The organism is Allorhizobium borbori (assembly GCF_014196535.1).
Classification (GTDB): Bacteria; Pseudomonadota; Alphaproteobacteria; order Rhizobiales; family Rhizobiaceae; genus Ectorhizobium; species Ectorhizobium borbori.
On sequence record NZ_JACIDU010000004.1, the window covers coordinates 147,224 to 170,538 of the forward strand.

Genomic DNA, 23,315 nt, shown 5'->3' on the forward strand with positions numbered 1-23,315 from the left:
AGGACGGACGACATACGCATCATGCTCCAGACAAGAGGATTGTGTGAAGCCGTTATCAATCCGTTAGGGTTAACGGGCGGTAAATGGGAGCATAAATAGTCTATCGCGATGACAATTCCGACAATCGGGAAGGGGGCCTACCCCCATTAACGCTTGAGTTACCATGATCCTTTACGCTCCGGGCATGTAAGCGTTGTTTTGGAGTCTGGCATGTATGGCGTAACCAGAAACAATCAGGATGTGGACATTGATCTTGTCCAGCTTTTCCGCGCCATCTGGCAGCGAAAGCGAACCGTCCTTGCCGTTACGGCTGTTGCTGCCGGCCTCGCCTTCGTCGGCGCAAGCTCCATCGACAAGCAATACAAGAGTGAAACGCGGCTTCTGATCGAACCGCGATCACTGGCCACCGAGACCGCGCAGGGTGGACAGAACCCGCCGGACGAACTGGCCGTTTCCTCCCAGGTGCAGCTCCTGCAATCCACCGACCTCATCAAGCAGGTGGCGCGTGAACTGAAGCTCTTTGAACTCGATGAGTTCGATGGCGGCGGCTCCGGCGGCCTGCTGTCCCTGTTCGGACTGGGCGGCGGTGACAAGGAACTCGCGCCGGAAGAGCGCGCCCTGAAGGCGTTCCGCGAACGGCTGACCGTCTATCAGGCCGAAGGTTCCCGCGTCGTTGCCATCGAGTTTGCCTCGCGCGATCCCAAGCTGTCCGCTGCAGTCGCCAACAAGATCGCCGGTGTCTATCTGTCGCTCCAGAGCGGCGCCAAGCTCGATACCAGCAGCGAAACCGCCCGCTGGCTTGAGCCCGAGATTGCCAATCTGCGCGACAAGGTGCGCGAGGCGGAAAAGAAGGTGGCTGACTACCGGTCGTCTTCCGGCCTCTTGCAGACCAGTGAAACCCAGACCTTCGCCACCCAGCAGCTCAGCGATATTTCCGCCGAAGCCGTGCGCGTGCGCGGCGAACGCGCCGCTGCCGAAGCGCGTGCTGAAAATGTGCGCGCCGCACTGTCCGCCGGCCGGGAAACCGATTCGCTCGGTGATATCGTGGCGTCGCCGGTTATCCAGCGTCTGAAGGAGCAGGAAACCAACATCCGCTCGCAGATTGCCGACCTTTCGACCTCTATGCTCGAAGGACATCCACGCCTCAAGGCGCTGCGTGGCCAGTTGGCGGGCATACGGGATCAGATCCAGTCCGAAACGCGCCGGGTTCTGGCAAGCCTCGAAAACGAAGCGAACGTGATGCGCCTGCGCGAAAAGCAGCTTACCCAGCAGCTCAACACGCTGAAGGCCGAATCGGCCCGCGCCGGTGAAAGTGAAGTGGGTTTGAAGGCGCTGGAACGTGAAGCCGCCGCTCAACGCCAGCTTCTCGAAACCTACCTGTCCCGGTATCGCGAAGCCGCCTCCCGCATGGACCCGAACGCTGCCCCGGCCGATGCACGCATCATTTCGAGCGCCGTCGAGCCGCGCGAACCGTCCTTCCCGAAGGTCATCCCCATCACCATCGTCGCTGCTCTGGCCGGCTTCATTCTGGCGGCAGTCTTCGTCATGCTGACCGAGCTTTTCTCGGGTCGTGCACTGCGCCCGGTTGAAGAACTTGACCACGAAGAAAGCGCGCCGGAGGCCGTTCCCGCTGTTGCACGCAGGCAGTCTGCCCGCGCTCAGGGTCCCGCCAGCCTGCTCACCGCAACCGATGCGGATGAGGACGCCGAGGTCGCACCGGTGGAGCCGACGGATACCGAGGCCTATTCCCTGACCGCCATCGCCGCCGCCATCGCGTCCGGCCCCTATGCCGGTCTGCCGATCGTCGCCGTTTCACCGGATGGCGATACCGGTTCCACCCTGACCGTGGAAATGGCGCGCCATCTGGCGTCCGGCGGCCTGCGTGTGCTCATCATGGACCTGACGGGCTCCGGTCTGCCGACGGCGATGGCGACTGAACGCGCCGATCTGCCCGGGCTGACCGACCTTCTGACGGGCAAGGTTGCCTTCGGCGATATCATTCATCCCGATATGCATTCACGCGCTCATATCGTGCCCCAGGGCACCGCCGATATCCGTACGGCGCTGCGCTCGGTCGAGCGCCTGCCGATGATCCTTGCCGCCCTGACGGAGGCCTATGAACGGGTGATCGTGGAATGCGGACCGGTTGGAGGCGCCGATATCGCCAAGCTTCTGCGTGGGCGCAAGGCGGCTTTGCTCATCGCCATGTCGGAACTCGATGAAGAGCGGCTAACCGAAACGGTTGCCGATTTCGAGGACGCAGGGTTCGAGGATGTGCTGTTGCTGGCTGGCCCCGTGCCAAACCAGCCCGAAGCAGGCGACCGTCAGGCCGCCTGATCCTCGTCCCGGCTTTCCTGTGCCGGGGCTTGCCGTCCGGCCCGCAGGCGCTGAATGGCATCATAAAGCCGGCGGTGCCGCTTGATGAAGGCTTTGGCCCTGATCCGCCCGAACTCCACCGTCCGCGCCACATGGCCGAGGGCGTTGACCGGAATGACAAGATCGTGGAGCCCGGTTTCCGCCGAGCACCAGCTCAGCTTGTAAGGCTGTTCTCCGACGCCAAAATCAAAGAGCGCATATCCCTCGTTCACGCATTGCTCGATCATCAGCCAGAACAGGAACTCGCCGGGGCTGGTGTCGGCGGCATAGGTTTCATCGATCGAGCCGAACTGGCACAGGACATGATCGCCATTGAGCGAGAGCCCGGCAATCGCCGCGATGTGGCCTTCATGTTCTCCCTTCAGGCGGAGGGCATGCAGTTTCAGCGGTACGTGGCGCATATCGGTCTGCACCCGCATCAATCCGTGAAAGAAAGCCTTCGTTTCCGCATCCCGGAATACATCCGGCAGGCCGAGGGCGGCAAAGCGCTGGGCTTTCTGCTGGAAGAACAGGTCGAGCAGATATGATTTCTCGCCGGAGGTTTCGGCCACGATATGCTCGTAGCCGCCGAGCGCTTCCAACCGGCGCTGCTGGTTGCGGAATTTCTTGCGGCGGCGCTTGGCATTAAGCTGCTTGATGGTTGCTTCCATGGAGGCGAAGAGCGGAAGCTGGAAGCTGCGGTTGTGGTTCTCGACCGCGCCGATCACCGTGAATGGATTGACCGTGCCGCGCCAGGCAAGTGGCAGGTTGCGGAGCGCCAGAAGATCGGCGCGACCGGACAGAAGCTGCGCGACGGTCGCGGCAAAGGCCTTGCCGTCGACAATGGCATCGCCACGGCGGAAAGAGGCCGCAATCAGGCCCGTGTTGAGATTGCTGAAATCGTCGGCCACGAAGCGCGCGACCCGCACGCCATGGTTTCGATGAATATCGAGCGGCAGGAGGAACAGCGTGCGACCAGCGCGCTCACCGCGCAGGATGGCCAGTGGTCTGCCCTTGGCCTTGACCCAGCTTCGGCACCAGTCCCAGCCATGATGCAGCGAATTCAGCGGGTCGCGTTCCAGCAGACGCCATTCCCCGAGCAGCGGTTCCATGGTTTCGAACAGTTCAAGGGTGAACTGATTCGTTGCGTCTATGACGCTTGCGTCAGGCCGCGGTCGTGTGACAGGCTGCATCGCTTCCGCACGTACGGCTTCACGGATTCGCTCGATGGGTTCCTTGAGGGCAAGCACGCCATTTCTCCCCGGATGTTTATTGGGGGAGACCTTACGCGGCGAAGGCGTAACGGGAAGTTTAAGGCGAGGACTTCACACCCGGCGATTGAAATCGCGGTAAATCGCCGGTCATCACATTCATTCAAATGCGAATGAATGCCTACTGCACCCGCTTCGGGCCTGCCATCCATTTGATGATGAGCATGGCCGGCAGCACCCAGAGAAGGCCGCTCAGCAGGAAGTAAAGCAGGTTTACCCATACGGGCGTTTCCGCCAGAAGGGCGGAGGCGACCGCAACGGCAACCAGCGCATAGACAATCACCAGCACGACGATAAGGATCGTGCCGATGAAGGAGCGGAGCCGTTGCGGAAGCGCCATGGTCGTTTCCTTATGCCGACAGCATCAGGTCGAGGTTCTGGACGGCAGCGCCCGAAGCACCCTTGCCGAGATTGTCCAGCAGCGCGACGAGGTTGACGTGCGCGCCGCCCTTCTGGCCGAACACGAAGAGCTTCATCGTGTCCTTGCCGGCCAGTTCCTCGGCATCGACGCGGGGCAGGGCGGCGCTGTCTTCCAGCGACACCACCTCGACAATCGACTGTCCGGCATAATGGGCAACGAGCGCCGCATGGATCGTCTCCAGCGACGCGCCTTCCGCCAGACCGGCGAGATGCAGGGGAACCTGCACGATCATACCCTGCGGGAAGCGCCCGACGGACGGCGCAAACAGCGGTGCGCCCGCAAGCTTGCCATAGGTGGTCATTTCCGGGATGTGCTTGTGCTTGAGCGTCAGCCCATAGAGGAAATGGTTCACGGAAAGGGCTTCCGGATGGTTCGGGTCTTCCATCTGGGCGATCAACTGCTTGCCGCCGCCGGTATAGCCCGAAACGGCGTTCACCGACACCGGATAGGCGTCCGGCAGAAGGCCTGCCTCGCGCAGCGGGCGGATGAGGGCGATGGCGCCGGTCGGATAGCAGCCGGGATTGGCGACGAAACGGGCCGAACGGATCTTGTCCGTCTGCGCCTTGTCCATCTCGGCAAAGCCGTAGGCCCATTCCGGATCGACGCGGTAGGCGGTCGAGGTGTCGATCACACGGACCTTGTTGTTGCCGGAAACCATCTTCACCGCCTCGCGGGACGCTTCGTCCGGCAGGCAGAGAATGGCGACGTCAGCCGTGTTCAGCAGGTCTTCGCGAAGGGCGGCGTTGCGGCGCTCGGCTTCGGGGATCGAAAGCAGTTCGACATCGCGGCGGTCGGCCATGCGGGTGCGGATCTGCAGCCCCGTCGTGCCGTGTTCGCCATCGATGAAGATCTTCGCTTTCATGATCGTTCTGCCTTTTCAAAAGGTTGGTGGTCTTTCCGGAATCAGTTTGCCATGCGCCTGATTCAGTTTCTTAAAGACGTTCGAGCAACCGCCCGGAACGCAGGCCAAGCATATACATTGCAACGGTTGCCCCGGCAATGGCGGTGAGGTCGGCGTGGTCATAGGCCGGCGCCACTTCAACGATGTCCGAGCCGCGCACGTCGAGCGCCGAGAGGCCGGCGAGCACCGAGAGGATCTTGGCGCTGGAAGGCCCGCCCGCGACCGGAGTGCCCGTGCCAGGCGCAAAAGCCGGATCGAGGCAGTCGATATCGAAGGTCAGATAGGCCGGGGCATCGCCGACGTGATCGAGGATCGTTTTTGCGATTGCGGCGGCGCTCATTTCCTCGACGTCGTAACCGTGAAGAATGCGAATGCCGAAATCCTGCGGCGCATGGGTGCGAATGCCGATCTGGATGGAGCGGGTCGGATCGATGACGCCATCGCGCACGGCGCGGCCGACGAAGGAGCCGTGGTCGATGCGCTTGCCGTCATCGTCCCAGGTGTCCTGATGCGCGTCGAACTGAACGAGCGCCAGCGGTCCGTGCCTGGCGGTATGCGCCTTCAGCAGCGGCCAGGTGACGAAATGATCGCCGCCCATCGTCAGCAGATAGGAAGCGCTTTTCAGAATCTTTGCCGCTTCACGTTCGATGGTTGCCGGCGTCTTCTGATGGTTGCCATAGTCGAGCAGGCAATCGCCGTAATCGATGGTCGGCATATTGGCGAAGATATCGCGATGGAACGGATATTGCGGATCGTTGTCGAAGATGGCCGATGCCCGCCGGATTGCCTGTGGCCCGAAGCGCGCGCCCGGCCGGTTCGAGGTGGCGGCATCGAAGGGAATGCCCCAAACGACGGTATCCGCGCCCTTCAGCGACTTCGTGAAGCGCCGGCGCATGAAGGACAACACACCCGCATGGGTGGGGTCCGACGCGGCGGAGGTCAAAGACGTCGTGGTAATGGCGTGGTCGATGGTCTTGTTGGCCATGGTGGCTTCCCCGGAAAGATCTGGAGGCAAGGTGAAGCGGTGTCGCTGAAATTGCAATTGCACAAAAGAAAAAGGCGGAGCCGAAGCCCCGCCTTTCCAGAATTCCCGTAGGAAGCGATTAGCGCTTCGAGAACTGGAAGCTGCGGCGGGCCTTGGCCTTGCCGTACTTCTTACGTTCAACAACGCGGCTGTCGCGGGTCAGGAAGCCACCCTTCTTCAGAACGGAGCGCAGGCCCGGTTCGAAGTAGGTGAGGGCCTTGGAGATGCCGTGACGAACGGCACCGGCCTGACCGGAAAGACCACCACCGGCAACGGTGGCGATGATGTCGAACTGACCCGTGCGAGCAGCGGCCAGAATCGGCTGCTGAAGGATCATCTGCAGCACAGGACGGGCGAAGTATGCCGAAAAGTCCTTGCCGTTGATGATGATCTTGCCGGAGCCAGCCTTGACCCATACGCGGGCGACAGCGTTCTTGCGCTTGCCGGTGGCGTAGGAACGGCCAAGGGAATCGACCTTGCGGACGTGGACAGGAGCAGCTTCGGTCTGAGCCGGAGCGAGGTCCTTGAGGGAAGAAAGGTCAGCCATGCTCAGGCGCTCCGTACGTTCTTCTTGTTCAGCGAGGCGACGTCGAGAACGACCGGCTGCTGGGCTTCATGGGGATGGTTGGAACCGGCGTAAACGCGGAGGTTCTTCATCTGGCGACGACCGAGCGGACCACGCGGGATCATGCGCTCGACAGCCTTCTCGAGAACGCGCTCCGGGAAGCGGCCTTCGATGATGGCGCGAGCCGTGCGTTCCTTGATGCCGCCCGGATAACCGGTGTGCCAGTAGTACTTCTTGTCGGTGTACTTGCGGCCGGTCAGGACGACCTTCTCGGCGTTGATGACGATAACATTGTCGCCGTCGTCAACGTGGGGGGTGTAGGTGGCCTTGTGCTTGCCGCGCAGATACGTGGCAATGATGGTGGCGAGGCGACCAACAACGAGGCCTTCGGCGTCGATGATGATCCACTTCTTTTCCACTTCGGCAGGCTTCTGAACGAAGGTACCCATAGTGTTCAACTCTCTTTGTTTGGACCCGTAAGCCGCAAGCGGCGTCAGGCGTTTCTTGATAGCTTGGTACGGGTTTTCACCCGACATGAAGACGGATTTCACCAATCCGCACATTCGAGGCGGCTTATAACCGCAGCGGTTCATTCGGTCAATATTCATGAAATTCGCGACCTGAAAAATACTTGTGTTAAATCAAAGAGATAGATGTGTGGTTTTTTAATACCACATAATTGTGTATGATTTTCAGCGGATCAAATGCTGAGTTAGATCAGATCGACCGACAGGAGATCGGTTCCGTCTGCTGACCAGGACGTATCTACAGACAGTGCATAGGGAATCCAGTCGGTCAGCCTTGCCAGCACGCCGCTCTGCCGGAATGGGTGTCCTTTCAGCTTGATCGGCCATGTGGCCTGGACATGCAGCGTCTGGTCGGCGGCCGATGAGCCACCAGTAAAGATGGCCGCTGGCAGCCATGATCAGTATCTTCGGCAGAATCGACAAGGCGACGAGGCCGCCGAATGGCAGGATCAGTGGGCTGCTGGCGATCCCGGCAATCGTCCATGCAACAAGGTATGGCCGTTTTCCGGTAATGCCTTTCCACTCCGTGAATATTGCGAAAGCGAGAAGCATGAGACGCGCCAGCAATATCCAGCCGATCTGAAAAAGCAGAAATCCGGCACTGCCTGCAAACGCGCTTGTGGCGTATTGCATCAGGCTCGAACCCGGTCTCATGCCACTGGTGCCGGTAATGATCGCGGTGAGAATGTCCGCCAGATTCGCGCCGTAACTCTGGAGCATGAGGCAGAGCAACGTGACGAAAAACACCGCCAACATTCGGTTGAGAAAGGCTGCGGTGCGGCCGGCGGATATTGCGTCATCGTTCATATGGTGAAAATGTTCCGCGTGCCCTGGCTCGTCAAGGCGAGCGGGCCGATTGGATACATGTACAGGTAGTACCGGAGGAGGGCGCCATGGCTGAAATCGTATCGCTGCACAAGGACAAGGACGAAGCGGGGGGTATCCTTTTGTCCATGCAGGACGAGGGCGTTCTGCGTCTGACCCTCAACAACCCGCCAGCCAATGCGCTGTCGATCGCGCTGATGGAGGCGTTGACGGCGGAACTGGACAGGGCCGGTTCGGACAAGTCCGTGCGCGTGGTGGTGATCGCGGCTGCGGGCAAGCTGTTTTCCGCCGGCCACGATCTCAAGGAAATGACTGCCCACCGGGGCGATGAGGATGGCGGCCGCGCCTTCTTCGAAAAGACCATGCGGCTCTGCGCCGATCTCATGCTGAAGATCACCCATCTGCCGAAGCCGGTGATTGCCGAAATCAACGGTCTGGCGACGGCGGCGGGCTGCCAGCTTGTGGCAAGCTGCGATCTCGCCATCTGCACGGATACCTCGACCTTCTGCACGCCGGGCGTCAATATTGGCCTGTTCTGCTCGACGCCGATGGTGGCCGTGACCCGTGCGGCCCATCGCAAGCAGGCAATGGAAATGTTGTTGACCGGTGAAACCATCGACGCCTCGACGGCCAAGGATTTCGGGCTCGTCAACCGCATCGTGCCGAAGGAATATCTGACGCAGGTGGTGATGAAGTATGCCGCGACCATCGCCGCGAAATCGCCGCTGACGCTGAAGATTGGCAAGGAAGCGTTCTATCGCCAGATCGAAATGCCGCTGGAAGAAGCCTATGACTACGCCGCTCAGGTTATGGTCGAGAACATGCTGAACGTCGATGCCGAGGAAGGCATCTGCGCCTTCCTGCAGAAGCGCCATGCGGAATGGAAGGGCGAGGCATGAGTTTCGACCGGCGTGTCTCGCTCATCACCCTCGGTGTGGCCAATGTCGAGGCGAGTGCGGCTTTCTATGAAAAGCTTGGCTGGACGCGCTCATCTGCCTCGCAGGGCGATATCGTCTTCATCAAGCTGAAAGGGTTGGCGCTGGCACTGTTTCCGCGTCACGAACTGGCGAAGGATGCCGGTGTCGAGGATACGGTGCCGGGTTTTTCCGGCGTCACGCTGGCGCACAATCTGGAGACACCGGAGGCGGTCGATGTTGCGTTCGCGCTGGCGCTCTCTGCCGGCGCAAAACGCGTCAAGACGCCGGAAAAGGTGTTTTGGGGCGGCTATTCCGGCTATTTCGCCGATCCGGATGGACATTTGTGGGAACTGGCCCACAACCCGTTTTCACCGCTCGATGAAAACGGCCACATGGTTCTCCCGGACTGACGCTGCTCAGAGCTTGAGATTGCGTGGTACGACCCGCATCGGCCATGCATCGTCCGGCTCGGGCAGGCGTTCGCAACGCAGCACCGGGCAGCGATCATTATCTCTGGAGGGCACGTAGGCGCGCTCGGCATATTCATCGATGCTGCACTGGCTGGAGCTGCGCACATATCGATCGTAGAGCGTCAGGCCCGCCTTGTTCTTCGAAGGGTAGCGCAGTACCGCCGCTCCCTCGTTGCGCAGCGCGTTGCGAATGCTTTCGCAGGCCATGCCGGGCGTGTTGTAGCGCGAAATCGCCAGCGCCGGCGATGCAGCGGCCACGGCGACAAGCGCGATCAGGATTTTTTTCATGACGGTCTCCCTTTCATGCGTTCAAGGGTGAGATATGGTTCGAAAGAATAACGGCAAGGAGGAGCCATCCATGAATCATGACCGCTACGATGACGATTACATTCTGGACATTCTGAAAACCGTCAAGGTTATCGCAATGGTCGGAGCCTCGCCGGACCCGTCGCGTCCGTCCAATTCCGTCATGCTTTACCTTCAGCAAAGTGGATACAAGGTGATTCCGGTGAATCCGGGGCAGGCGGGCAAGACCATCAATGGCGCGACCGTTGCCGCGTCGCTCGCCGACATCGATGAGCCGGTGGATATGGTCGAGGTATTCCGCGCGTCCGACTATCTGCCGAAGGTGGTGGAGGAAGCGCTGGCTCTGCGGCATACGCCCAAGGTCATCTGGTCTCAGCTTGGCGTGCGTGACGATTCGGCTGCGGCGCTTGCCGAGCAGGCCGGCGTAAAGGTCGTGATGAACCGTTGCCCGGCCATCGAAATTCCGCGGCTTCTGGGCGGTCCGGCCCACTAATCAGCCGCGGTCGAGCAAGTGGGGCGTGGCGCGCATGGTGTTGAGTTGCTGTGCATTGGCGCAGAAGTCATCGAGATGCGCAGCCGCGCTCCCGTCAGCCAGATGATTGCGGCACTGGCCTTTACTGGGGCAGCCGGCACAACGCTCTGCCATTTCCGCAAATTGCGGCTCTGCCGCCGCTTCCACCGGGTCGATGTTGAGGACGCGCATCATCCGGATCATTTCGCTGCATGCGGATGGGTCGCGTTCGGCAATCGCCACCAGACTGGCACGGGAGAGGCCGTGCCGCCCGGCAATGGCATCGAGCGAGCAGATGTCGAGGACAGCGAGGATTTCGGCATCCCAGCTTTCCTGGCATCGGGCCGTCCACCATTCGCGAACATGCGGCATGATGGCGCTGGAAGAGGGTTCGGGGCAAACAGGCATGACGGCTCTCCGGGATAACGGCGGAATTTGGAATGCCTCCCCCAAAGATCGCATTGATTACGATCAAACTTTTCCGTTTAACATCATTCTGCCGTCGCATCTGCAGTTAACATTTCCGTGAGGCGCGCTATGATCGCGCCGATCCGGAAAAGTCCGGCACGGCATTCAAGATGAAAGAGCCCGGTCATCCGCCTTGTGTGGGAAGATCGGCGTCAAGGGAGGATTAAAATGACCGAACAGAAGCCCGGCTTCGCAACCCTGTCCATTCACGCCGGGGCCGCCCCGGACCCGACCACGGGTGCGCGCATCACGCCGATCTACCAGACGGCGTCCTATGTGTTCAACGATGCCGATCATGCGGCCGCACTCTTCGGGCTTCGCCAGTTCGGCAACATCTACACCCGCATCATGAACCCCACCCAGGCCGTGCTGGAAGAGCGCGTCGCGGCGCTGGAAGGCGGCACGGCAGCGCTGGCCGTTGCCTCGGGTCACGCCGCGCAGATGCTCATCTTCCACACGATCATGCGTCCCGGCGACAATTTCGTCGCCGCCAAGCGTCTCTACGGCGGTTCGATCAACCAGTTCGGCCATGCTTTCAAGAGCTTCGGCTGGGAAGTCCGTTTCACTGACACCAGTGATCTCGCGGCCATCGAAGCGGCCATCGATGACAAGACCCGCGCCGTCTTCATCGAAAGCCTCGCCAATCCCGGCGGCACCTTCGTCGATATTCAGGCGATTGCCGACGTGGCCCACAAGCACGGCCTGCCACTGATCGTCGACAACACTATGGCCTCGCCCTATCTCGTGCGGCCGATCGAACACGGCGCCGATATCGTCGTGCATTCGCTGACCAAGTTCCTTGGTGGCCATGGCAATTCCATGGGCGGCATCATCGTCGATGGCGGCACGTTCGACTGGTCGGCCTCCGGCAATTATCCGATGCTCTCCGAACCGCGCCCGGAATATTCCGGCATTGTGCTGCATCAGGCGTTCGGCAGTTTTGCCTTCGCCATTGCCTGCCGCGTGCTTGGTCTGCGCGACCTCGGTCCGGCCATATCGCCATTCAACGCCTTCATGATCCAGACCGGCATCGAAACGCTTCCGCTGCGCATGCAGCGCCATTGCGATAATGCGCTGGCCGTGGCGCGCTGGCTGAAGACGAATGACAAGGTGGCCTGGGTGAACTATGCCGGTCTTGAGGACGACCCGAACCATGCGCTCCAGCAGCGCTACTCGCCGAAGGGCGCCGGTGCGGTCTTCACCTTCGGCATCAAGGGCGGTCTGGAAGCCGGCAAGACCTTCGTTCAGGGCCTGAAACTGCTTTCGCACCTCGCCAATATCGGCGATACGCGCTCGCTGGTCATTCATCCGGCCTCCACGACGCATGCGCAGCTTTCGCCGGAACAGCAGATCGCCGCCGGTGCCGGACCGGATGTGGTTCGGCTGTCCATCGGTATCGAGGACGTCGCCGACATCATCGCCGACCTCGAACAGTCTCTCGCCAACGTCTAACGAACAGGAAACAGGTGCATGGAAACGAGTATTGCCTTCGACATCGATGGTATAGAACCGGAACTGGGCGAGCCTGCGGAGGGTCGCCTGATTTCCGGTGCGCCTGTTTTCCGCACCTGGAACCTCGAGGAAGACGACGAGGACGGTCTTTATGCCGGCATATGGGAGGCGACGCCCGGCAAGTGGCGCGTCTCCTATACGGAATGGGAATATTTCAATGTCCTGTCCGGCCATTCGATCCTGACCGAAGACGGCGGTGAACCGTTGCACCTGAAGGCCGGTAGCCGCCTCGTCGTGCGGCCGGGCTTCAAAGGCACCTGGGAAGTGATCGAAACTACCCGCAAGGACTATGTCATCCGCCTTTGAGGCGGATGAATCATGCCCGCAGGACAATTGCCAGCAGCGGCGCGGCCAGAACGTTGACGAGGCCGACCAGAACCATGACAAGACCGGCGATCGAGCCTTCCTCGGCGCCGATCTGGCTGGCGCGGGCAACGCCTGCACCATGCGCGCCCATGCCGAACAGGGCACCACGCGCCAGTGCTGTGTGGACCGGCAGGACCTTCAGAAGAATATCCCCGACAGCCGCCCCGGTGACGCCGGTGACGACGACGAACAGTGCCGTCAGATCAGGAATGCCGCCGATATCGCCTGAAATCGTCATGGCAAAGGGTGTCGAGATCGAGCGCGGCAGAAGGCTGAGGCGCAGCACGTCGTTGAGATCGAAGAGCCGCGCCATGCCATAGGCGCAGACGATAGCCGTCAGTGAACCCGCAGCAACGCCGAAGGCCAGAACCGGCCAGACGCGGCGGATGAGGCCACGCTGTTCATAGATCGGAATGGCGAAGGCAACCGTTGCCGGGCCAAGCATCAGCATCAGCCAGTGCGTCGAACGGATGTAATCGGCATAGCCGGTATGCAGCGACAGGGCGATGGCGATCAGCGCGACAGGCGTGACGAGCAGCGGAGAGGTCCATGTGCGCGGAAAGCGCCGGTAGATACGCTTCGCCAGCATGTAGAAGGCGACTGTGAGTGCCGACCAGAAAACGGTCTGAAACAGTGGGTCATTCGGCAGCATGGAGCGGGCTCCTTCCGTGGCGCAGCATCATCCGGTAGCCGAAATCGACGGCCAGCGCGGTAACGAACATGACGGCGGCAGTGCCGAGAATGATGACGGCGAGAACCTTCAGCCCCGTCAGTCCGATGAATTCGCGGTGATCCATGACGGCCAGAACCGCCGGCACGAAGAACAGCAGCAGCTCCGCGATGAACCAGCGCGCTCCGCGGCGCATGGAGACGAGCCGGAGCTTGCCACTGGCCAGCAGCGCCAGAACGATGAACAGGCCGACGACGCCGCCCGGCACCGGCAATTGCAGGGCGGAGGCGACGAGGTTGCCGGCCAGCCAGAACAGCACGATCAGCCCGATCTGCCCGAACATGCTGCGATGCATGAAGTGGCGAAGGGCAAGGTGGACGCGGCGAAGCGGTGTGGTCTGGTTGGTCATGGCGCTATCGGAGGTGGGGTGGATCTGGCTTTTCTTATACGCCGCATTGCGATATGAAGAAAACGAATTGAATTCATATAAACCAGTCTTGTTTGGAATAGTATGGAACTGCGAACGCTAAGGGCTTTTGTGGAAGTGGTGCGCCGGGGCGGCTTTTCCGAAGCGGCCAAGACCGTGTTCACCACACAATCGGCGGTGAGCAAGGCGGTGCGCCAACTGGAAGACGAGCTTGGCCTGACCCTTCTCGACCGCATCGGCCATCGTTCGACGCTGACGGCGGCGGGTGAGATCGTCTATCGCCGGGCGCTGACCATGCTGGCCGAGCGGGACGACCTTCTGGCCGAACTCGAGGAATTTCGCGGGCTGAAGCGGGGGCGGCTGAGGCTCGGCTTGCCGCCCATCGGTTCGGATGCACTGTTTGCACCTCTCTTTGCCATCTACCGCAGCCGCTATCCCGGCATCGAGATCCAGCTTGTCGAACACGGTTCCAAGCGGCTGGAGGAACTGGTGCGTGATGGCGAGGTCGATCTCGGTGGTTCTCTCCTGCCGGTCTCGGAGGCATTCGACTGGCAGGAGGTGCGGCTGGAGCCGATCCATGTGTTGTTGCCGGAGGATCATCCGCTGGCGAGCGAGGAGGCCATTCCGCTGGAGCGCCTGAAGGACATGGCCTTCATCCTGTTCGATGCCGGCTTTGCGCTGAACCCGATCATTCTTGAGGCCTGCCAGAGCCGAGGCTTCGAGCCGCAGGTGGCGGCGCGTTCCAGCCAGATCAATTTCATCGTCGAACTGGTGGCCGCGGGGCTCGGTGTCGGTTTCCTGCCGCGTCTCATCGCCCGTCAGCGGGTGCATGCGGGTGTCGTCCACCGTCCGGTCATCGATCCCGGCATGAACTGGCACATGGCCTTCGTCTGGCGGCGTGGCGCCTATCTGCCCCACGCCGCCCGCGCCTGGCTGGAACTGGCGGCGGAGGTGTTTCAAAAGAAGGGGCAGGCCCAGTCCTGACGGCCGTTGACAGCGGGCAGTCCGTTTGCTCCATTGCGGCGTCGCCGCGTTCATGCGGTGGCGGATCGACTTGACGGGGTGCCGGTGAAGCCGGCTGAGATGGCGAATGGAAACACATCGCTGAACCCGCAGAACCTGATCCGGTTAGCACCGGCGGAGGGATCAAGCCATTGAGACGACGCCTTTTTGGCGCGCGGCATGCCTTGTCTTCCGTATCGTGCGGCCGGTACGCAAACCGGGAAGACACGGATGACCCACCCCCCCTTTGACCGCCTCAAGGATACCTGCCGTAATGACTGGCAAGCCTATTGCGAGCACGACTTTCTCGTGCAGCTTGCCTGCGGCACGCTGCCGGAAGACGCCTTTCGTCATTATCTGAAACAGGACTATCTGTTTCTCGTCCACTTTGCCCGCGCCTGGGGGCTGGCGGTCTACAAATCCGGGGATCTTGCCGAAATCCGTTCGGCGCTGGCGACGTTGAAAGCCATTGTCGATATCGAGATCGACCTGCACATCGGCTACTGCCGCGAATGGGGCATCGAACCGCAAGACCTCGCCACCCTGCCGGAAGCGCGTCCGACCATGGCCTATACGCGCTATGTGCTGGATGCTGGCCATCGCGGCGATCTTCTCGACCTGCATGTAGCGCTTGCGCCCTGCGTGGTCGGCTATGCGGAAATCGCCCGCTGGATCATGGCGCAACCCTTCACCGTGCTGGACGGCAATCCCTATGCGGCGTGGATCGAGATGTATGCCGGTGATGAATTTCAGGAAGCGGCGATGGCCGAAGTCGACTGGCTGAACGCCCGGCTGGGCGGCGTGGCACCGGACCGCTTTTCAGCGCTTGCCAGAACCTTCCGCGATGCGACGCGGCTGGAAATCGACTTCTGGCAGATGGGTCTCGACCTTCGGGAGTAGGCGAGCGTTACCAGTCGAGGTCGAGCCGCTCCAGCCCGTGGAAGTGATAGACATCCTTCACGCGGGGCGTTTCCTTGATTTTCAGGCCGGGCAGGCGCGCGAAGAGGAGCGGTATTACGACATTCAGTTCAAGCCGCGCCAGCGGCGCACCGATACAGAAATGGATGCCGGCACCGAAGGACAGGTTCGCGGCCTCATTGCGCTCCGGCTTGAAGGTGAGGGGGTCGGGAAAGGTTTTGGGGTCCAGATTGGCAGCGGCCAGGACCATCCCGATCTTGTCGCCACGCCTGAAGGAAACGCCGTCGATCTCGGCGTCTTCCAGACACCAGCGGTCGAAAATGTGGACCGGCGCGCAAATGCGCAACGTTTCCTCGACCGTGCGCTCCGTTGCCGCCGCATCGCGAAACAGTTCGGCGGGATCGAGCCCGCTTTCGAGGATAAGGCGGACGGAATTGCCGATCTGGTGCACCGTCGCCTCATGCCCGGCATTGAGTAGCACGATGACGGTCGACACCAGTTCGTCGTCGCTCAGGTGCTGGCCGCGATGCTCCGTGTGGATCATGTGCGAAAGCAGATCGTCACGAGGCTCCGCCCGTCGCTCCGCGATCACGCCACGCACATAGGCGGCAAATTCCGTTGCCGCGCGCTCGGCGGCGTCTTCGTCGGCGCGGCTGCGCTTGAACATATACATGCCGACATAATCATGCGACCACTTGAGGAGTTGCGGCCCCATCTCCTCCGGAATGCCCACCATGCGCGCGATCATCGTCACGGGGATCACGTCGGCGAAGGTCGAGAGAAGCTCCGTTTCGCCGTCCTTCTCGAAACTGTCGATCAACCGGTTCGCCAGCGCGGCGATTTCCGGGCGCATGTGCTCGATTTGACGGGAGACGAAGGCGCGATTGATGAGGGTCCGAAGGCGCGTGTGTTCCGGCGGCTCCAGTTCCAGCAGCGACCAGGACTCGGCTGCATCGAAATTTTTGAGGTGCGGCAGGGGCTCCGGCAGGCCAAGTTCTTCACGGCTTGCCACATGCAGGATCTGCCGCCCGAACCGCCGGTCGCGCAGGAGCGCGTTGACATGGTCATAACCGGTCACGAACCACATACGCTGTTCTTCCCAGTAAAAGGTGGGGCACAGCGCATGGAGCGCGGCATAGGTCGGGTTCGGGTTCGTGTAGAAAGCCGGATCGCGCGCATTGAGGCGAACGTGGCGGGTTTTCGGGTCGAGGCTGAGAAAGGGCGTGATGGTCTGCATGATCGATGCTTAACCTGAAACGGCGCCGGACGGAACGGCTCTCATCCGCCGCGACCGATAAGGCCCATGTGGTGCAACGCCGCGACCTGACGATCGGTGCTGTCACCGATGGCGGCTTCATCCTCCAGCGAGACGATCGCGACGCCATCTTCGCAATCGAGGCCGATCCGGTCGCGGCCGGCCCGCTTGGCGGCGTAAAGCGCCCGGTCGGAACCGTCGAGCAGGGAAAAGAGCGTCGTCCCCTTCGGCGCCATTGCAATCCCGGCGCAGGCCGACACGATAATGTCGGTTCCGGAAACCGGGATCGGCGTGTGCCGCAGCGCCTCGCGGATCCGGCTGGTCACCTCGACGGCATCCGCTGCCGATGATACCCGAAGCGCGCAGGCGAACTCTTCGCCACCCAGGCGACCGACAACGCCGCGCCCGGCCATGACGGCATCCATGATGCGGGCGAAGGTGACCAGAACGCTATCGCCGGCGTGATGGCCGTGGGCGTCGTTGATTCGCTTGAAGTGGTCGAGGTCGAGATGGGCGAGCGCCACAAGCGGCCGTCCCGGTATCGATGTTGCGTTGAGCGTATCGAAGGCATTTTCGAAGCCGCGTCGGTTCAAAAGGCCCGTCAGCGGGTCGGTCGCCGCCAACCGCTTCAGGCGGTCCTCGTTGTCGATCATCATCAGTCTTGTGCCGAAGACAAGCATGCCCACCACGCAGAGCGCCGCCACCCCCGCCAGAGGGGGCGCGTAGGGAATGTCCGCGAATGTCGGGGGCTTGTAGAGAAGGACGATCACGATCATCGTAACGGACAGCGTGGCCTGCAGGAAGAACATGGCGGCAAGCCCGCTGCGCGTTTTCGAGAGAAGGCCGCCGCGTTGCAAGAGTGCCATGCCGGTCAGGCCGTGCCCGATGACTGCGGCGGTATGGTAAAGGGCGATACGCGCATAAAGGGTCTCACGGATCTCGGGAAACAGCATCCCGCCTGTCCAGATAAAGGCGGGAATGAAGATCGTGAAGGAAACCGGGCGTGAATCGAGCGACAGGACCCCGGCCAGCAACAGGCCGATGCCGAAAGTGGCGGAGGTGTTCGCAACCTGGATCGAGATGAAGTCCGGGAGGTATCCACGCATCGCCACGCCTGCAAGGCCAAGGCCATGCAGGCCGGAACCGATGCACCAGAACAGGAGAGTTGGCGAGCGGCGGACGAAGATCCAAAGACCAAGCAGCATCGCGGAAAGCGAGGCGGCTTCCAGTGACCAGATCAGCAGTCCTGTCTTGATGTCGATCACGATGGTTTCCGCGTTTGGGGGCTGGGCAGAATTTGCACGCGCGCATTTTACGTTGCGTTAACAAACGGACCCGCAACGGGTGCGTGACAGGGGATGATGTCAAAAATCCTGCCGGCTGTCGATTTGGTGGTATCCCGTTAACGCTGCGATCACTCTATCGTGTGCGAACCTGTAGCCATGTGGCTTTTGCATGACACGCCGTCTTGAAGTGCGGGGCGGTCACACTCTATGTATGGAGTCCACGATATTCGAAATGATTCCCGATGCGGCAGCCTGTGCGGGATTATGGAACGAAGGACCGATATGCGAAATCCAGTTGATACCGCTCTGGCTTTGGTGCCGATGGTTGTCGAGCAGACGAACCGTGGCGAGCGCTCCTACGACATTTTCTCGCGTCTCCTGAAGGAGCGCATCATCTTCCTCACCGGCCCGGTCGAGGATCAGATGGCGACCCTCGTGTGCGCCCAGCTTCTCTTCCTCGAAGCAGAAAACCCGAAGAAGGAAATCGCGCTCTACATCAATTCGCCGGGCGGTGTCGTCACCGCCGGCATGGCGATCTACGATACGATGCAGTTCATCAAGCCGGCCGTATCGACGCTTTGCATCGGTCAGGCTGCTTCGATGGGTTCGCTTCTCCTCGCCGCCGGTGAGAAGGGCATGCGTTTCGCAACGCCGAACGCCCGCATCATGGTTCACCAGCCTTCGGGCGGTTTCCAGGGTCAGGCGTCGGACATCGAGCGTCACGCCCGCGACATCATCAAGATGAAGCGTCGCCTGAACGAAGTCTATGTGAAGCATTGCGGCCGGACCTATGAAGAGGTTGAGGCAACGCTGGATCGCGACCACTTCATGGATGGCGAAGAAGCGCTCTCCTGGGGTGTCATCGACAAGGTTCTGACGTCGCGCGTGGAAATGGAAGGCGCGACGGAAGCCTGATTGTCGCCGTTCTTTGTCGGCCCCTCACTGTCTTGTGCAAAAGAGGGGCTTCAAACAGATGAGGAACGGGATAATACTGTTGAAGCCGTTAATGCTATGTTGGGTGTTGCCGGCATAGCATCCCGGATCAAGGGGATGTCGTTGCAGCCGGAGAAAACCGCTCCGGTCAGTACCCCGGAAGCGATGCCCTCACGGAGCGATGGGTTTCGTGCGGGCAAGGACGGCAGGAAAGTGTCTGGGGCCGGCGATAGCGGGTCGCAGCGTGCTGGAAGGAAAGTGATATGAGCAAGGTCAGCGGCAGCAACGGCGGCGACTCGAAGAACACCCTCTATTGTTCATTCTGCGGCAAGAGCCAGCACGAAGTCCGGAAGCTGATTGCCGGGCCGACCGTGTTCATCTGCGATGAATGCGTCGAATTGTGCATGGACATCATCCGCGAGGAGAACAAGTCCTCCATGGTGAAGTCCCGTGACGGCGTTCCCACGCCGCAGGACATCATCAAGATCCTGGACGAATATGTCATCGGCCAGAAGCAGGCGAAGAAGATCCTCTCCGTCGCCGTGCATAACCATTACAAGCGTCTGTCGCACTCCTCCAAGGGTGGTGAAGTCGAACTTGCGAAGTCGAACATCATGCTGGTCGGCCCGACCGGTTGCGGCAAGACCTACCTTGCCCAGACGCTCGCCCGCATCATCGACGTGCCGTTCACCATGGCTGACGCGACGACGCTGACGGAAGCCGGCTATGTCGGTGAAGACGTCGAAAACATCATCCTGAAGCTTCTGCAGTCCGCCGACTACAATGTCGAGCGCGCCCAGCGCGGCATCGTCTACATCGACGAAGTCGACAAGATTTCGCGCAAGTCGGACAATCCGTCCATCACGCGCGATGTGTCGGGCGAAGGCGTGCAGCAGGCGCTTCTGAAGATCATGGAAGGCACCGTCGCTTCCGTGCCGCCGCAGGGTGGCCGCAAGCATCCGCAGCAGGAGTTCCTGCAGGTGGATACGACGAACATCCTGTTCATCTGCGGCGGCGCATTCGCCGGCCTCGACAAGGTCATCTCCGCCCGTTCGGAAAAGACGTCGATCGGCTTCGGCGCCAAGGTTGCCGCCCCCGATGAACGTCGCGTCGGTCACATCCTGCGCGATCTCGAGCCGGAAGATCTGGTGAAATTCGGTCTCATTCCGGAATTCATCGGTCGTCTGCCGGTTATCGCGACGCTGGAAGACCTCGACGAGGATGCGCTGATCCAGATCCTGTCCGAGCCGAAAAACGCGCTCGTCAAGCAGTATCAGCGCCTGTTCGAGATGGAAGACGTCGAACTGACCTTCCACGAGGACGCCCTGCGCGAGATCGCCCGCCGGGCCATCATCCGCAAGACCGGTGCGCGCGGCCTGCGTTCGATCATGGAAAAGATCCTGCTCGACACGATGTTCGAGCTGCCGACGCTGGAAGGCGTGCGCGAAGTGGTCATTTCCGACGACGTGGTCAAGGGCAATGCCCGTCCGCTCTACATCTACGCGGACCGTGCCGAGGAAAAGGCCAACGCTTCGGCCTGATAAGAAACAAGGGCAGGGGCGACCGTTATGTCGCCCCACCTGCGGCGCTCCTCTTGCGAGTGACCGGTGTGAGTTGCGCGCGTTCTGGCGCATCGCCGGCTAAAGCCGCCGCCTCTAAAGGCAAACTGTTTTCTCGCGTATCTCCCGTATCGTGTATGACGCAAGCTCGGCTCACGTCTTTTGTGACAGGCTTGAAAACCGCGTTGCGGCACTCCACTTTGATGAGTGGAAACGAAATGCGCCAAGGACTTGGGTCACTCCCTCCGGCTCAGGTTCACGGCAGGCAGGTCCCGGCAAACGGGACGTTGGAAAGGAAATATCATGACGAATGTTACGTCTGCGGATGCCGGCTCGAATCTCTACCCGGTCCTGCCGCTTCGCGACATCGTGGTCTTCCCGCATATGATCGTTCCGCTCTTCGTTGGGCGTGAGAAATCGATCCGCGCTCTGGAAGAGGTCATGGGGTCCGACAGGCAGATCATGCTCGCGACGCAGACCAATGCGAGCGATGACGACCCGACCCCGGATGCCATCTACAAGGTGGGCACGGTCGCGAATGTGCTCCAGCTCCTCAAGCTTCCCGACGGTACCGTCAAGGTGCTGGTGGAAGGCAAGGCGCGCGCCAAGATCGGTGCTTACAGCGAGCGTGAGGAGTTCTACGAAGCCACCGCTGAAGTGCTGGACGAGCCCGAAGAAGACCCGGTCGAAATCGAGGCCCTGTCGCGGTCTACCGTGTCGGAGTTCGAAAACTATGTGAAGCTGAACAAGAAGATTTCTCCGGAAGTCGTCAGCGTCACCGGCCAGATCGACGATGCCTCCAAGCTCGCCGATACGATTGCCTCGCATCTCTCCATCAAGATCACCGAAAAGCAGGAGATGCTTGAGACGGTGAGCGTGAAGGGCCGGCTTGAAAAGGCGCTCGGCTTCATGGAAGGCGAGATTTCGGTTCTTCAGGTCGAAAAGCGCATCCGCTCGCGCGTCAAGCGCCAGATGGAAAAGACCCAGCGCGAGTACTACCTCAACGAACAGATGAAGGCGATCCAGAAGGAACTCGGCGATGGCGAGGACGGCCGTGACGAGATGGCCGAACTGGAAGATCGCATCTCCAAGACCAAGCTGTCCAAGGAAGCCCGTGAAAAGGCGGATGCGGAGCTGAAGAAGCTGCGCCAGATGAGCCCGATGTCGGCGGAAGCCACCGTCGTGCGCAACTATCTGGACTGGCTGCTCGGCCTGCCCTGGGGCAAGAAGTCGAAGATCAAGAGCAATCTGATCCATGCCGAGAAGATCCTCGATGAGGACCATTTCGGTCTCGACAAGGTCAAGGAGCGTATCGTCGAATACCTCGCTGTTCAGGCGCGCGCCACGAAGATCAAGGGCCCGATTCTTTGCCTCGTCGGCCCGCCCGGCGTTGGCAAGACCTCGCTCGCCCGCTCGATCGCCAAGGCGACCGGTCGCGAATATGTCCGCATGGCCCTCGGCGGCGTGCGCGATGAGGCTGAAATCCGCGGTCACCGCCGCACCTATATCGGCTCGATGCCCGGCAAGGTCATCCAGTCGATGAAGAAGGCGAAGAAGGCCAACCCGCTCTTCCTGCTCGATGAAATCGACAAGATGGGCATGGACTTCCGCGGCGATCCGTCGTCGGCTTTGCTTGAGGTGCTCGATCCGGAACAGAACGCAACTTTCATGGACCATTATCTGGAGGTGGAATACGACCTGTCCGACGTGATGTTCATCACCACGGCGAACACGCTCAATATTCCGGCTCCGCTGATGGACCGCATGGAGATCATCCGCATCGCCGGCTACACGGAGGACGAAAAGCGCGAGATCGCTCGTCGTCACCTGCTGCCGAAGGCGATCAAGGAACATGCGCTGCGTGCCGGCGAGTTCTCGGTGTCGGATGATGCGCTGATGGCTGTCATCCAGCGTTACACCCGTGAGGCTGGCGTCCGTTCCTTCGAACGTGAGCTGATGAAGCTCGCCCGCAAGGCGGTCACGGAAATCCTGCGCGGCAAGGTCAAGTCGGTCGAGGTGACGGCGGAGAACATCGAGGACTATCTCGGCGTTCCGCGTTACCGCCACGGCGAAGCCGAGCGCGAGGATCAGGTCGGTGTCGTTACCGGTCTGGCATGGACGGAAGTGGGCGGCGAACTGCTGACCATCGAAGGCGTTCAGATGCCTGGCAAGGGTCGAATGACCGTGACGGGTAACCTGAAGGACGTGATGAAGGAATCGATTTCTGCCGCGGCTTCCTATGTCCGCTCGCGCGCCGTCGATTTCGGCATCGAGCCGCCGCGCTTCGATACGTCGGACATCCACGTTCACGTTCCCGAAGGTGCGACCCCGAAGGACGGTCCGTCTGCTGGTGTCGCCATGGCCACCGCCATTGTTTCGATCATGACCGGCATTCCGGTTTCGAAGGATGTGGCGATGACCGGCGAGATCACCTTGCGCGGTCGGGTTCTGCCGATTGGCGGTCTGAAGGAAAAGCTCCTTGCGGCTCTTCGTGGCGGCATCAAGAAGGTGCTCATTCCGGAAGAAAACGCCAAGGATCTGGCGGAGATTCCCGACAACGTGAAGAACGGTCTGGAAATCGTTCCGGTTTCGCGCATGGGCGAAGTGCTGGCGCATGCTCTGCTGCGCAAGCCTGAGCCCATCGAGTGGGACCCTGCCACGGCGGCCCGCACCGTAGCTGCGGTGGAGGGTGCCGAGGACGGTCAGCCGGGCTTGGCCCACTGAAACGGTGCGGTGTTTCCGCGACTTTTTCTAAAAATGTGTGAAAAAGGCCGGCGTTTACGCCGGCCTTTGTGTGAAAAAAGCCGAAGACCCCTTGTTTTCTGG

At 61.0% G+C, this 23,315-nt stretch carries 24 protein-coding genes and 1 riboswitch; of the genes, 11 read left to right on the plus strand and 13 right to left on the minus strand.

Features of this window, described 5'->3' with window-relative positions:
• Positions 1–210 precede the first annotated feature (210 nt).
• Positions 211–2,337 (plus strand): GumC family protein, encoded by a 2,127-nt coding sequence (locus tag GGQ66_RS06480; protein ID WP_183790661.1) that lies wholly within the window; start codon positions 211–213, stop codon positions 2,335–2,337.
• Here GGQ66_RS06480 and GGQ66_RS06485 read toward each other — a convergent pair.
• From GGQ66_RS06485 to GGQ66_RS06515, 7 genes are all read right to left on the minus strand, one after another.
• Positions 2,325–3,605 (minus strand): GNAT family N-acetyltransferase, encoded by a 1,281-nt coding sequence (locus tag GGQ66_RS06485; RefSeq protein ID WP_370686304.1) that lies wholly within the window; start codon positions 3,603–3,605, stop codon positions 2,325–2,327. The two genes, GGQ66_RS06480 and GGQ66_RS06485, sit on opposite strands and share 13 nt — an antisense overlap.
• A gap of 142 nt (positions 3,606–3,747) precedes the next feature.
• Positions 3,748–3,966: a DUF2842 domain-containing protein gene (locus tag GGQ66_RS06490; RefSeq protein WP_183790663.1), complete on the minus strand. Its 219-nt coding sequence runs from the start codon at positions 3,964–3,966 to the stop codon at positions 3,748–3,750.
• 10 nt (positions 3,967–3,976) lie between these two features.
• Positions 3,977–4,909, minus strand: a complete 933-nt coding sequence (gene argC, locus GGQ66_RS06495; protein ID WP_183790665.1) for an N-acetyl-gamma-glutamyl-phosphate reductase — start codon at positions 4,907–4,909, stop codon at positions 3,977–3,979.
• Positions 4,910–4,979: 70 nt separating this feature from the next.
• Positions 4,980–5,933 (minus strand): agmatinase, encoded by a 954-nt coding sequence (gene speB, locus GGQ66_RS06500; protein WP_183790667.1) that lies wholly within the window; start codon positions 5,931–5,933, stop codon positions 4,980–4,982.
• Positions 5,934–6,051: 118 nt separating this feature from the next.
• Complete coding sequence (gene rpsI / locus GGQ66_RS06505) at positions 6,052–6,519, minus strand: 30S ribosomal protein S9 (RefSeq protein WP_183790669.1); 468 nt, start codon at positions 6,517–6,519, stop codon at positions 6,052–6,054.
• A 2-nt stretch (positions 6,520–6,521) separates the two neighbouring features.
• Positions 6,522–6,986: a 50S ribosomal protein L13 gene (gene rplM / locus GGQ66_RS06510; RefSeq protein WP_183790671.1), complete on the minus strand. Its 465-nt coding sequence runs from the start codon at positions 6,984–6,986 to the stop codon at positions 6,522–6,524.
• A 243-nt stretch (positions 6,987–7,229) separates the two neighbouring features.
• Positions 7,230–7,871, minus strand: coding sequence for a hypothetical protein (locus GGQ66_RS06515; RefSeq protein ID WP_183790673.1), 642 nt, complete (start codon positions 7,869–7,871; stop codon positions 7,230–7,232).
• Positions 7,872–7,957: 86 nt separating this feature from the next.
• Between GGQ66_RS06515 and GGQ66_RS06520 the strand changes: the two genes are divergently transcribed.
• A complete protein-coding gene (locus GGQ66_RS06520) occupies positions 7,958–8,788 on the plus strand; it encodes an enoyl-CoA hydratase (RefSeq protein ID WP_183790675.1) in 831 nt (276 codons plus the stop codon).
• Positions 8,785–9,216: a VOC family protein gene (locus tag GGQ66_RS06525; RefSeq protein ID WP_183790677.1), complete on the plus strand. Its 432-nt coding sequence runs from the start codon at positions 8,785–8,787 to the stop codon at positions 9,214–9,216. The genes GGQ66_RS06520 and GGQ66_RS06525 overlap by 4 nt, the downstream gene beginning before the upstream one ends.
• A 6-nt stretch (positions 9,217–9,222) precedes the next feature.
• Here GGQ66_RS06525 and GGQ66_RS06530 read toward each other — a convergent pair whose 3' ends face one another.
• A complete protein-coding gene (locus tag GGQ66_RS06530) occupies positions 9,223–9,564 on the minus strand; it encodes a hypothetical protein (RefSeq protein ID WP_183790679.1) in 342 nt (113 codons plus the stop codon).
• A 70-nt stretch (positions 9,565–9,634) separates the two neighbouring features.
• On the opposite strand from GGQ66_RS06530, the gene GGQ66_RS06535 reads away from it, so the two are divergent.
• Positions 9,635–10,075, plus strand: coding sequence for a CoA-binding protein (locus GGQ66_RS06535; RefSeq protein ID WP_183790681.1), 441 nt, complete (start codon positions 9,635–9,637; stop codon positions 10,073–10,075).
• Here GGQ66_RS06535 and GGQ66_RS06540 read toward each other — a convergent pair whose 3' ends face one another.
• Entirely contained in the window at positions 10,076–10,501 is a 426-nt protein-coding gene (locus GGQ66_RS06540; RefSeq protein WP_183790683.1) for a DUF6455 family protein, read from the minus strand.
• Positions 10,502–10,729: 228 nt separating this feature from the next.
• On the opposite strand from GGQ66_RS06540, the gene GGQ66_RS06545 reads away from it, so the two are divergent.
• Positions 10,730–12,013 (plus strand): O-acetylhomoserine aminocarboxypropyltransferase, encoded by a 1,284-nt coding sequence (locus GGQ66_RS06545; protein ID WP_183790686.1) that lies wholly within the window; start codon positions 10,730–10,732, stop codon positions 12,011–12,013.
• 18 nt (positions 12,014–12,031) lie between these two features.
• A complete protein-coding gene (locus GGQ66_RS06550) occupies positions 12,032–12,379 on the plus strand; it encodes a cupin domain-containing protein (RefSeq protein ID WP_183790688.1) in 348 nt (115 codons plus the stop codon).
• Positions 12,380–12,389: 10 nt separating this feature from the next.
• Here the strand turns inward: GGQ66_RS06550 and GGQ66_RS06555 are convergent, their stop codons facing one another.
• Positions 12,390–13,091 (minus strand): LrgB family protein, encoded by a 702-nt coding sequence (locus GGQ66_RS06555; RefSeq protein ID WP_183790690.1) that lies wholly within the window; start codon positions 13,089–13,091, stop codon positions 12,390–12,392.
• Entirely contained in the window at positions 13,078–13,518 is a 441-nt protein-coding gene (locus GGQ66_RS06560; RefSeq protein WP_183790692.1) for a CidA/LrgA family protein, read from the minus strand. Before GGQ66_RS06560 ends, GGQ66_RS06555 begins: the two co-directional genes overlap by 14 nt.
• Positions 13,519–13,620: 102 nt before the next feature.
• Between GGQ66_RS06560 and GGQ66_RS06565 the strand changes: the two genes are divergently transcribed.
• Both GGQ66_RS06565 and GGQ66_RS06570 read left to right on the plus strand, forming a co-directional pair.
• Complete coding sequence (locus tag GGQ66_RS06565) at positions 13,621–14,520, plus strand: LysR family transcriptional regulator (protein ID WP_183790694.1); 900 nt, start codon at positions 13,621–13,623, stop codon at positions 14,518–14,520.
• Positions 14,521–14,584: 64 nt separating this feature from the next.
• Positions 14,585–14,699, plus strand: a riboswitch (TPP riboswitch).
• A 70-nt stretch (positions 14,700–14,769) separates the two neighbouring features.
• Entirely contained in the window at positions 14,770–15,438 is a 669-nt protein-coding gene (locus GGQ66_RS06570; protein ID WP_183790696.1) for a TenA family protein, read from the plus strand.
• Between the two features lie 7 nt (positions 15,439–15,445).
• On the opposite strand, the gene GGQ66_RS06575 is transcribed toward GGQ66_RS06570, so the two are convergent.
• Together GGQ66_RS06575 and GGQ66_RS23310 are read right to left on the minus strand one after the other, a co-directional pair.
• Positions 15,446–16,693, minus strand: a complete 1,248-nt coding sequence (locus GGQ66_RS06575; RefSeq protein ID WP_183790698.1) for a cytochrome P450 — start codon at positions 16,691–16,693, stop codon at positions 15,446–15,448.
• 41 nt (positions 16,694–16,734) lie between these two features.
• On the minus strand, positions 16,735–17,976 hold the full coding sequence (locus GGQ66_RS23310) for a GGDEF domain-containing protein (protein ID WP_183790700.1): 1,242 nt from the start codon (positions 17,974–17,976) through the stop codon (positions 16,735–16,737).
• A 303-nt stretch (positions 17,977–18,279) separates the two neighbouring features.
• On the opposite strand from GGQ66_RS23310, the gene GGQ66_RS06585 reads away from it, so the two are divergent.
• The 3 genes from GGQ66_RS06585 to lon all read left to right on the plus strand — a co-directional run bounded on the left by GGQ66_RS06585 (position 18,280) and on the right by lon (position 23,213).
• On the plus strand, positions 18,280–18,912 hold the full coding sequence (locus GGQ66_RS06585; RefSeq protein ID WP_183790702.1) for an ATP-dependent Clp protease proteolytic subunit: 633 nt from the start codon (positions 18,280–18,282) through the stop codon (positions 18,910–18,912).
• Positions 18,913–19,193: 281 nt separating this feature from the next.
• Positions 19,194–20,471 (plus strand): ATP-dependent Clp protease ATP-binding subunit ClpX, encoded by a 1,278-nt coding sequence (gene clpX / locus GGQ66_RS06590; RefSeq protein ID WP_183790704.1) that lies wholly within the window; start codon positions 19,194–19,196, stop codon positions 20,469–20,471.
• A gap of 321 nt (positions 20,472–20,792) precedes the next feature.
• Entirely contained in the window at positions 20,793–23,213 is a 2,421-nt protein-coding gene (gene lon, locus GGQ66_RS06595) for an endopeptidase La (RefSeq protein WP_183790706.1), read from the plus strand.
• The last annotated feature ends 102 nt before the right edge of the window (positions 23,214–23,315 follow it).

Excerpts from the sequence above, each read along its gene's own strand:
- GGQ66_RS06480 (WP_183790661.1), top strand. The coding sequence starts at position 211 with ATGTATGGCGTAACCAGAAACAATCAGGATGTGGACATTGATCTTGTC.
- GGQ66_RS06520 (WP_183790675.1), top strand. The coding sequence starts at position 7,958 with ATGGCTGAAATCGTATCGCTGCACAAGGACAAGGACGAAGCGGGGGGT.
- GGQ66_RS06525 (WP_183790677.1), top strand. The coding sequence starts at position 8,785 with ATGAGTTTCGACCGGCGTGTCTCGCTCATCACCCTCGGTGTGGCCAAT.
- GGQ66_RS06540 (WP_183790683.1), bottom strand. The coding sequence starts at position 10,501 with ATGCCTGTTTGCCCCGAACCCTCTTCCAGCGCCATCATGCCGCATGTT.
- clpX (WP_183790704.1), top strand. The coding sequence starts at position 19,194 with ATGAGCAAGGTCAGCGGCAGCAACGGCGGCGACTCGAAGAACACCCTC.
- GGQ66_RS06545 (WP_183790686.1), top strand. The coding sequence starts at position 10,730 with ATGACCGAACAGAAGCCCGGCTTCGCAACCCTGTCCATTCACGCCGGG.
- argC (WP_183790665.1), bottom strand. The coding sequence starts at position 4,909 with ATGAAAGCGAAGATCTTCATCGATGGCGAACACGGCACGACGGGGCTG.
- GGQ66_RS06490 (WP_183790663.1), bottom strand. The coding sequence starts at position 3,966 with ATGGCGCTTCCGCAACGGCTCCGCTCCTTCATCGGCACGATCCTTATC.
- GGQ66_RS06560 (WP_183790692.1), bottom strand. The coding sequence starts at position 13,518 with ATGACCAACCAGACCACACCGCTTCGCCGCGTCCACCTTGCCCTTCGC.
- speB (WP_183790667.1), bottom strand. The coding sequence starts at position 5,933 with ATGGCCAACAAGACCATCGACCACGCCATTACCACGACGTCTTTGACC.
- GGQ66_RS06575 (WP_183790698.1), bottom strand. The coding sequence starts at position 16,693 with ATGCAGACCATCACGCCCTTTCTCAGCCTCGACCCGAAAACCCGCCAC.
- lon (WP_183790706.1), top strand. The coding sequence starts at position 20,793 with ATGACGAATGTTACGTCTGCGGATGCCGGCTCGAATCTCTACCCGGTC.
- GGQ66_RS06535 (WP_183790681.1), top strand. The coding sequence starts at position 9,635 with ATGAATCATGACCGCTACGATGACGATTACATTCTGGACATTCTGAAA.
- GGQ66_RS06585 (WP_183790702.1), top strand. The coding sequence starts at position 18,280 with ATGCGAAATCCAGTTGATACCGCTCTGGCTTTGGTGCCGATGGTTGTC.
- rpsI (WP_183790669.1), bottom strand. The coding sequence starts at position 6,519 with ATGGCTGACCTTTCTTCCCTCAAGGACCTCGCTCCGGCTCAGACCGAA.
- GGQ66_RS06515 (WP_183790673.1), bottom strand. The coding sequence starts at position 7,871 with ATGAACGATGACGCAATATCCGCCGGCCGCACCGCAGCCTTTCTCAAC.
- rplM (WP_183790671.1), bottom strand. The coding sequence starts at position 6,986 with ATGGGTACCTTCGTTCAGAAGCCTGCCGAAGTGGAAAAGAAGTGGATC.
- GGQ66_RS06530 (WP_183790679.1), bottom strand. The coding sequence starts at position 9,564 with ATGAAAAAAATCCTGATCGCGCTTGTCGCCGTGGCCGCTGCATCGCCG.
- GGQ66_RS06565 (WP_183790694.1), top strand. The coding sequence starts at position 13,621 with ATGGAACTGCGAACGCTAAGGGCTTTTGTGGAAGTGGTGCGCCGGGGC.
- GGQ66_RS06570 (WP_183790696.1), top strand. The coding sequence starts at position 14,770 with ATGACCCACCCCCCCTTTGACCGCCTCAAGGATACCTGCCGTAATGAC.
- GGQ66_RS06555 (WP_183790690.1), bottom strand. The coding sequence starts at position 13,091 with ATGCTGCCGAATGACCCACTGTTTCAGACCGTTTTCTGGTCGGCACTC.
- GGQ66_RS06550 (WP_183790688.1), top strand. The coding sequence starts at position 12,032 with ATGGAAACGAGTATTGCCTTCGACATCGATGGTATAGAACCGGAACTG.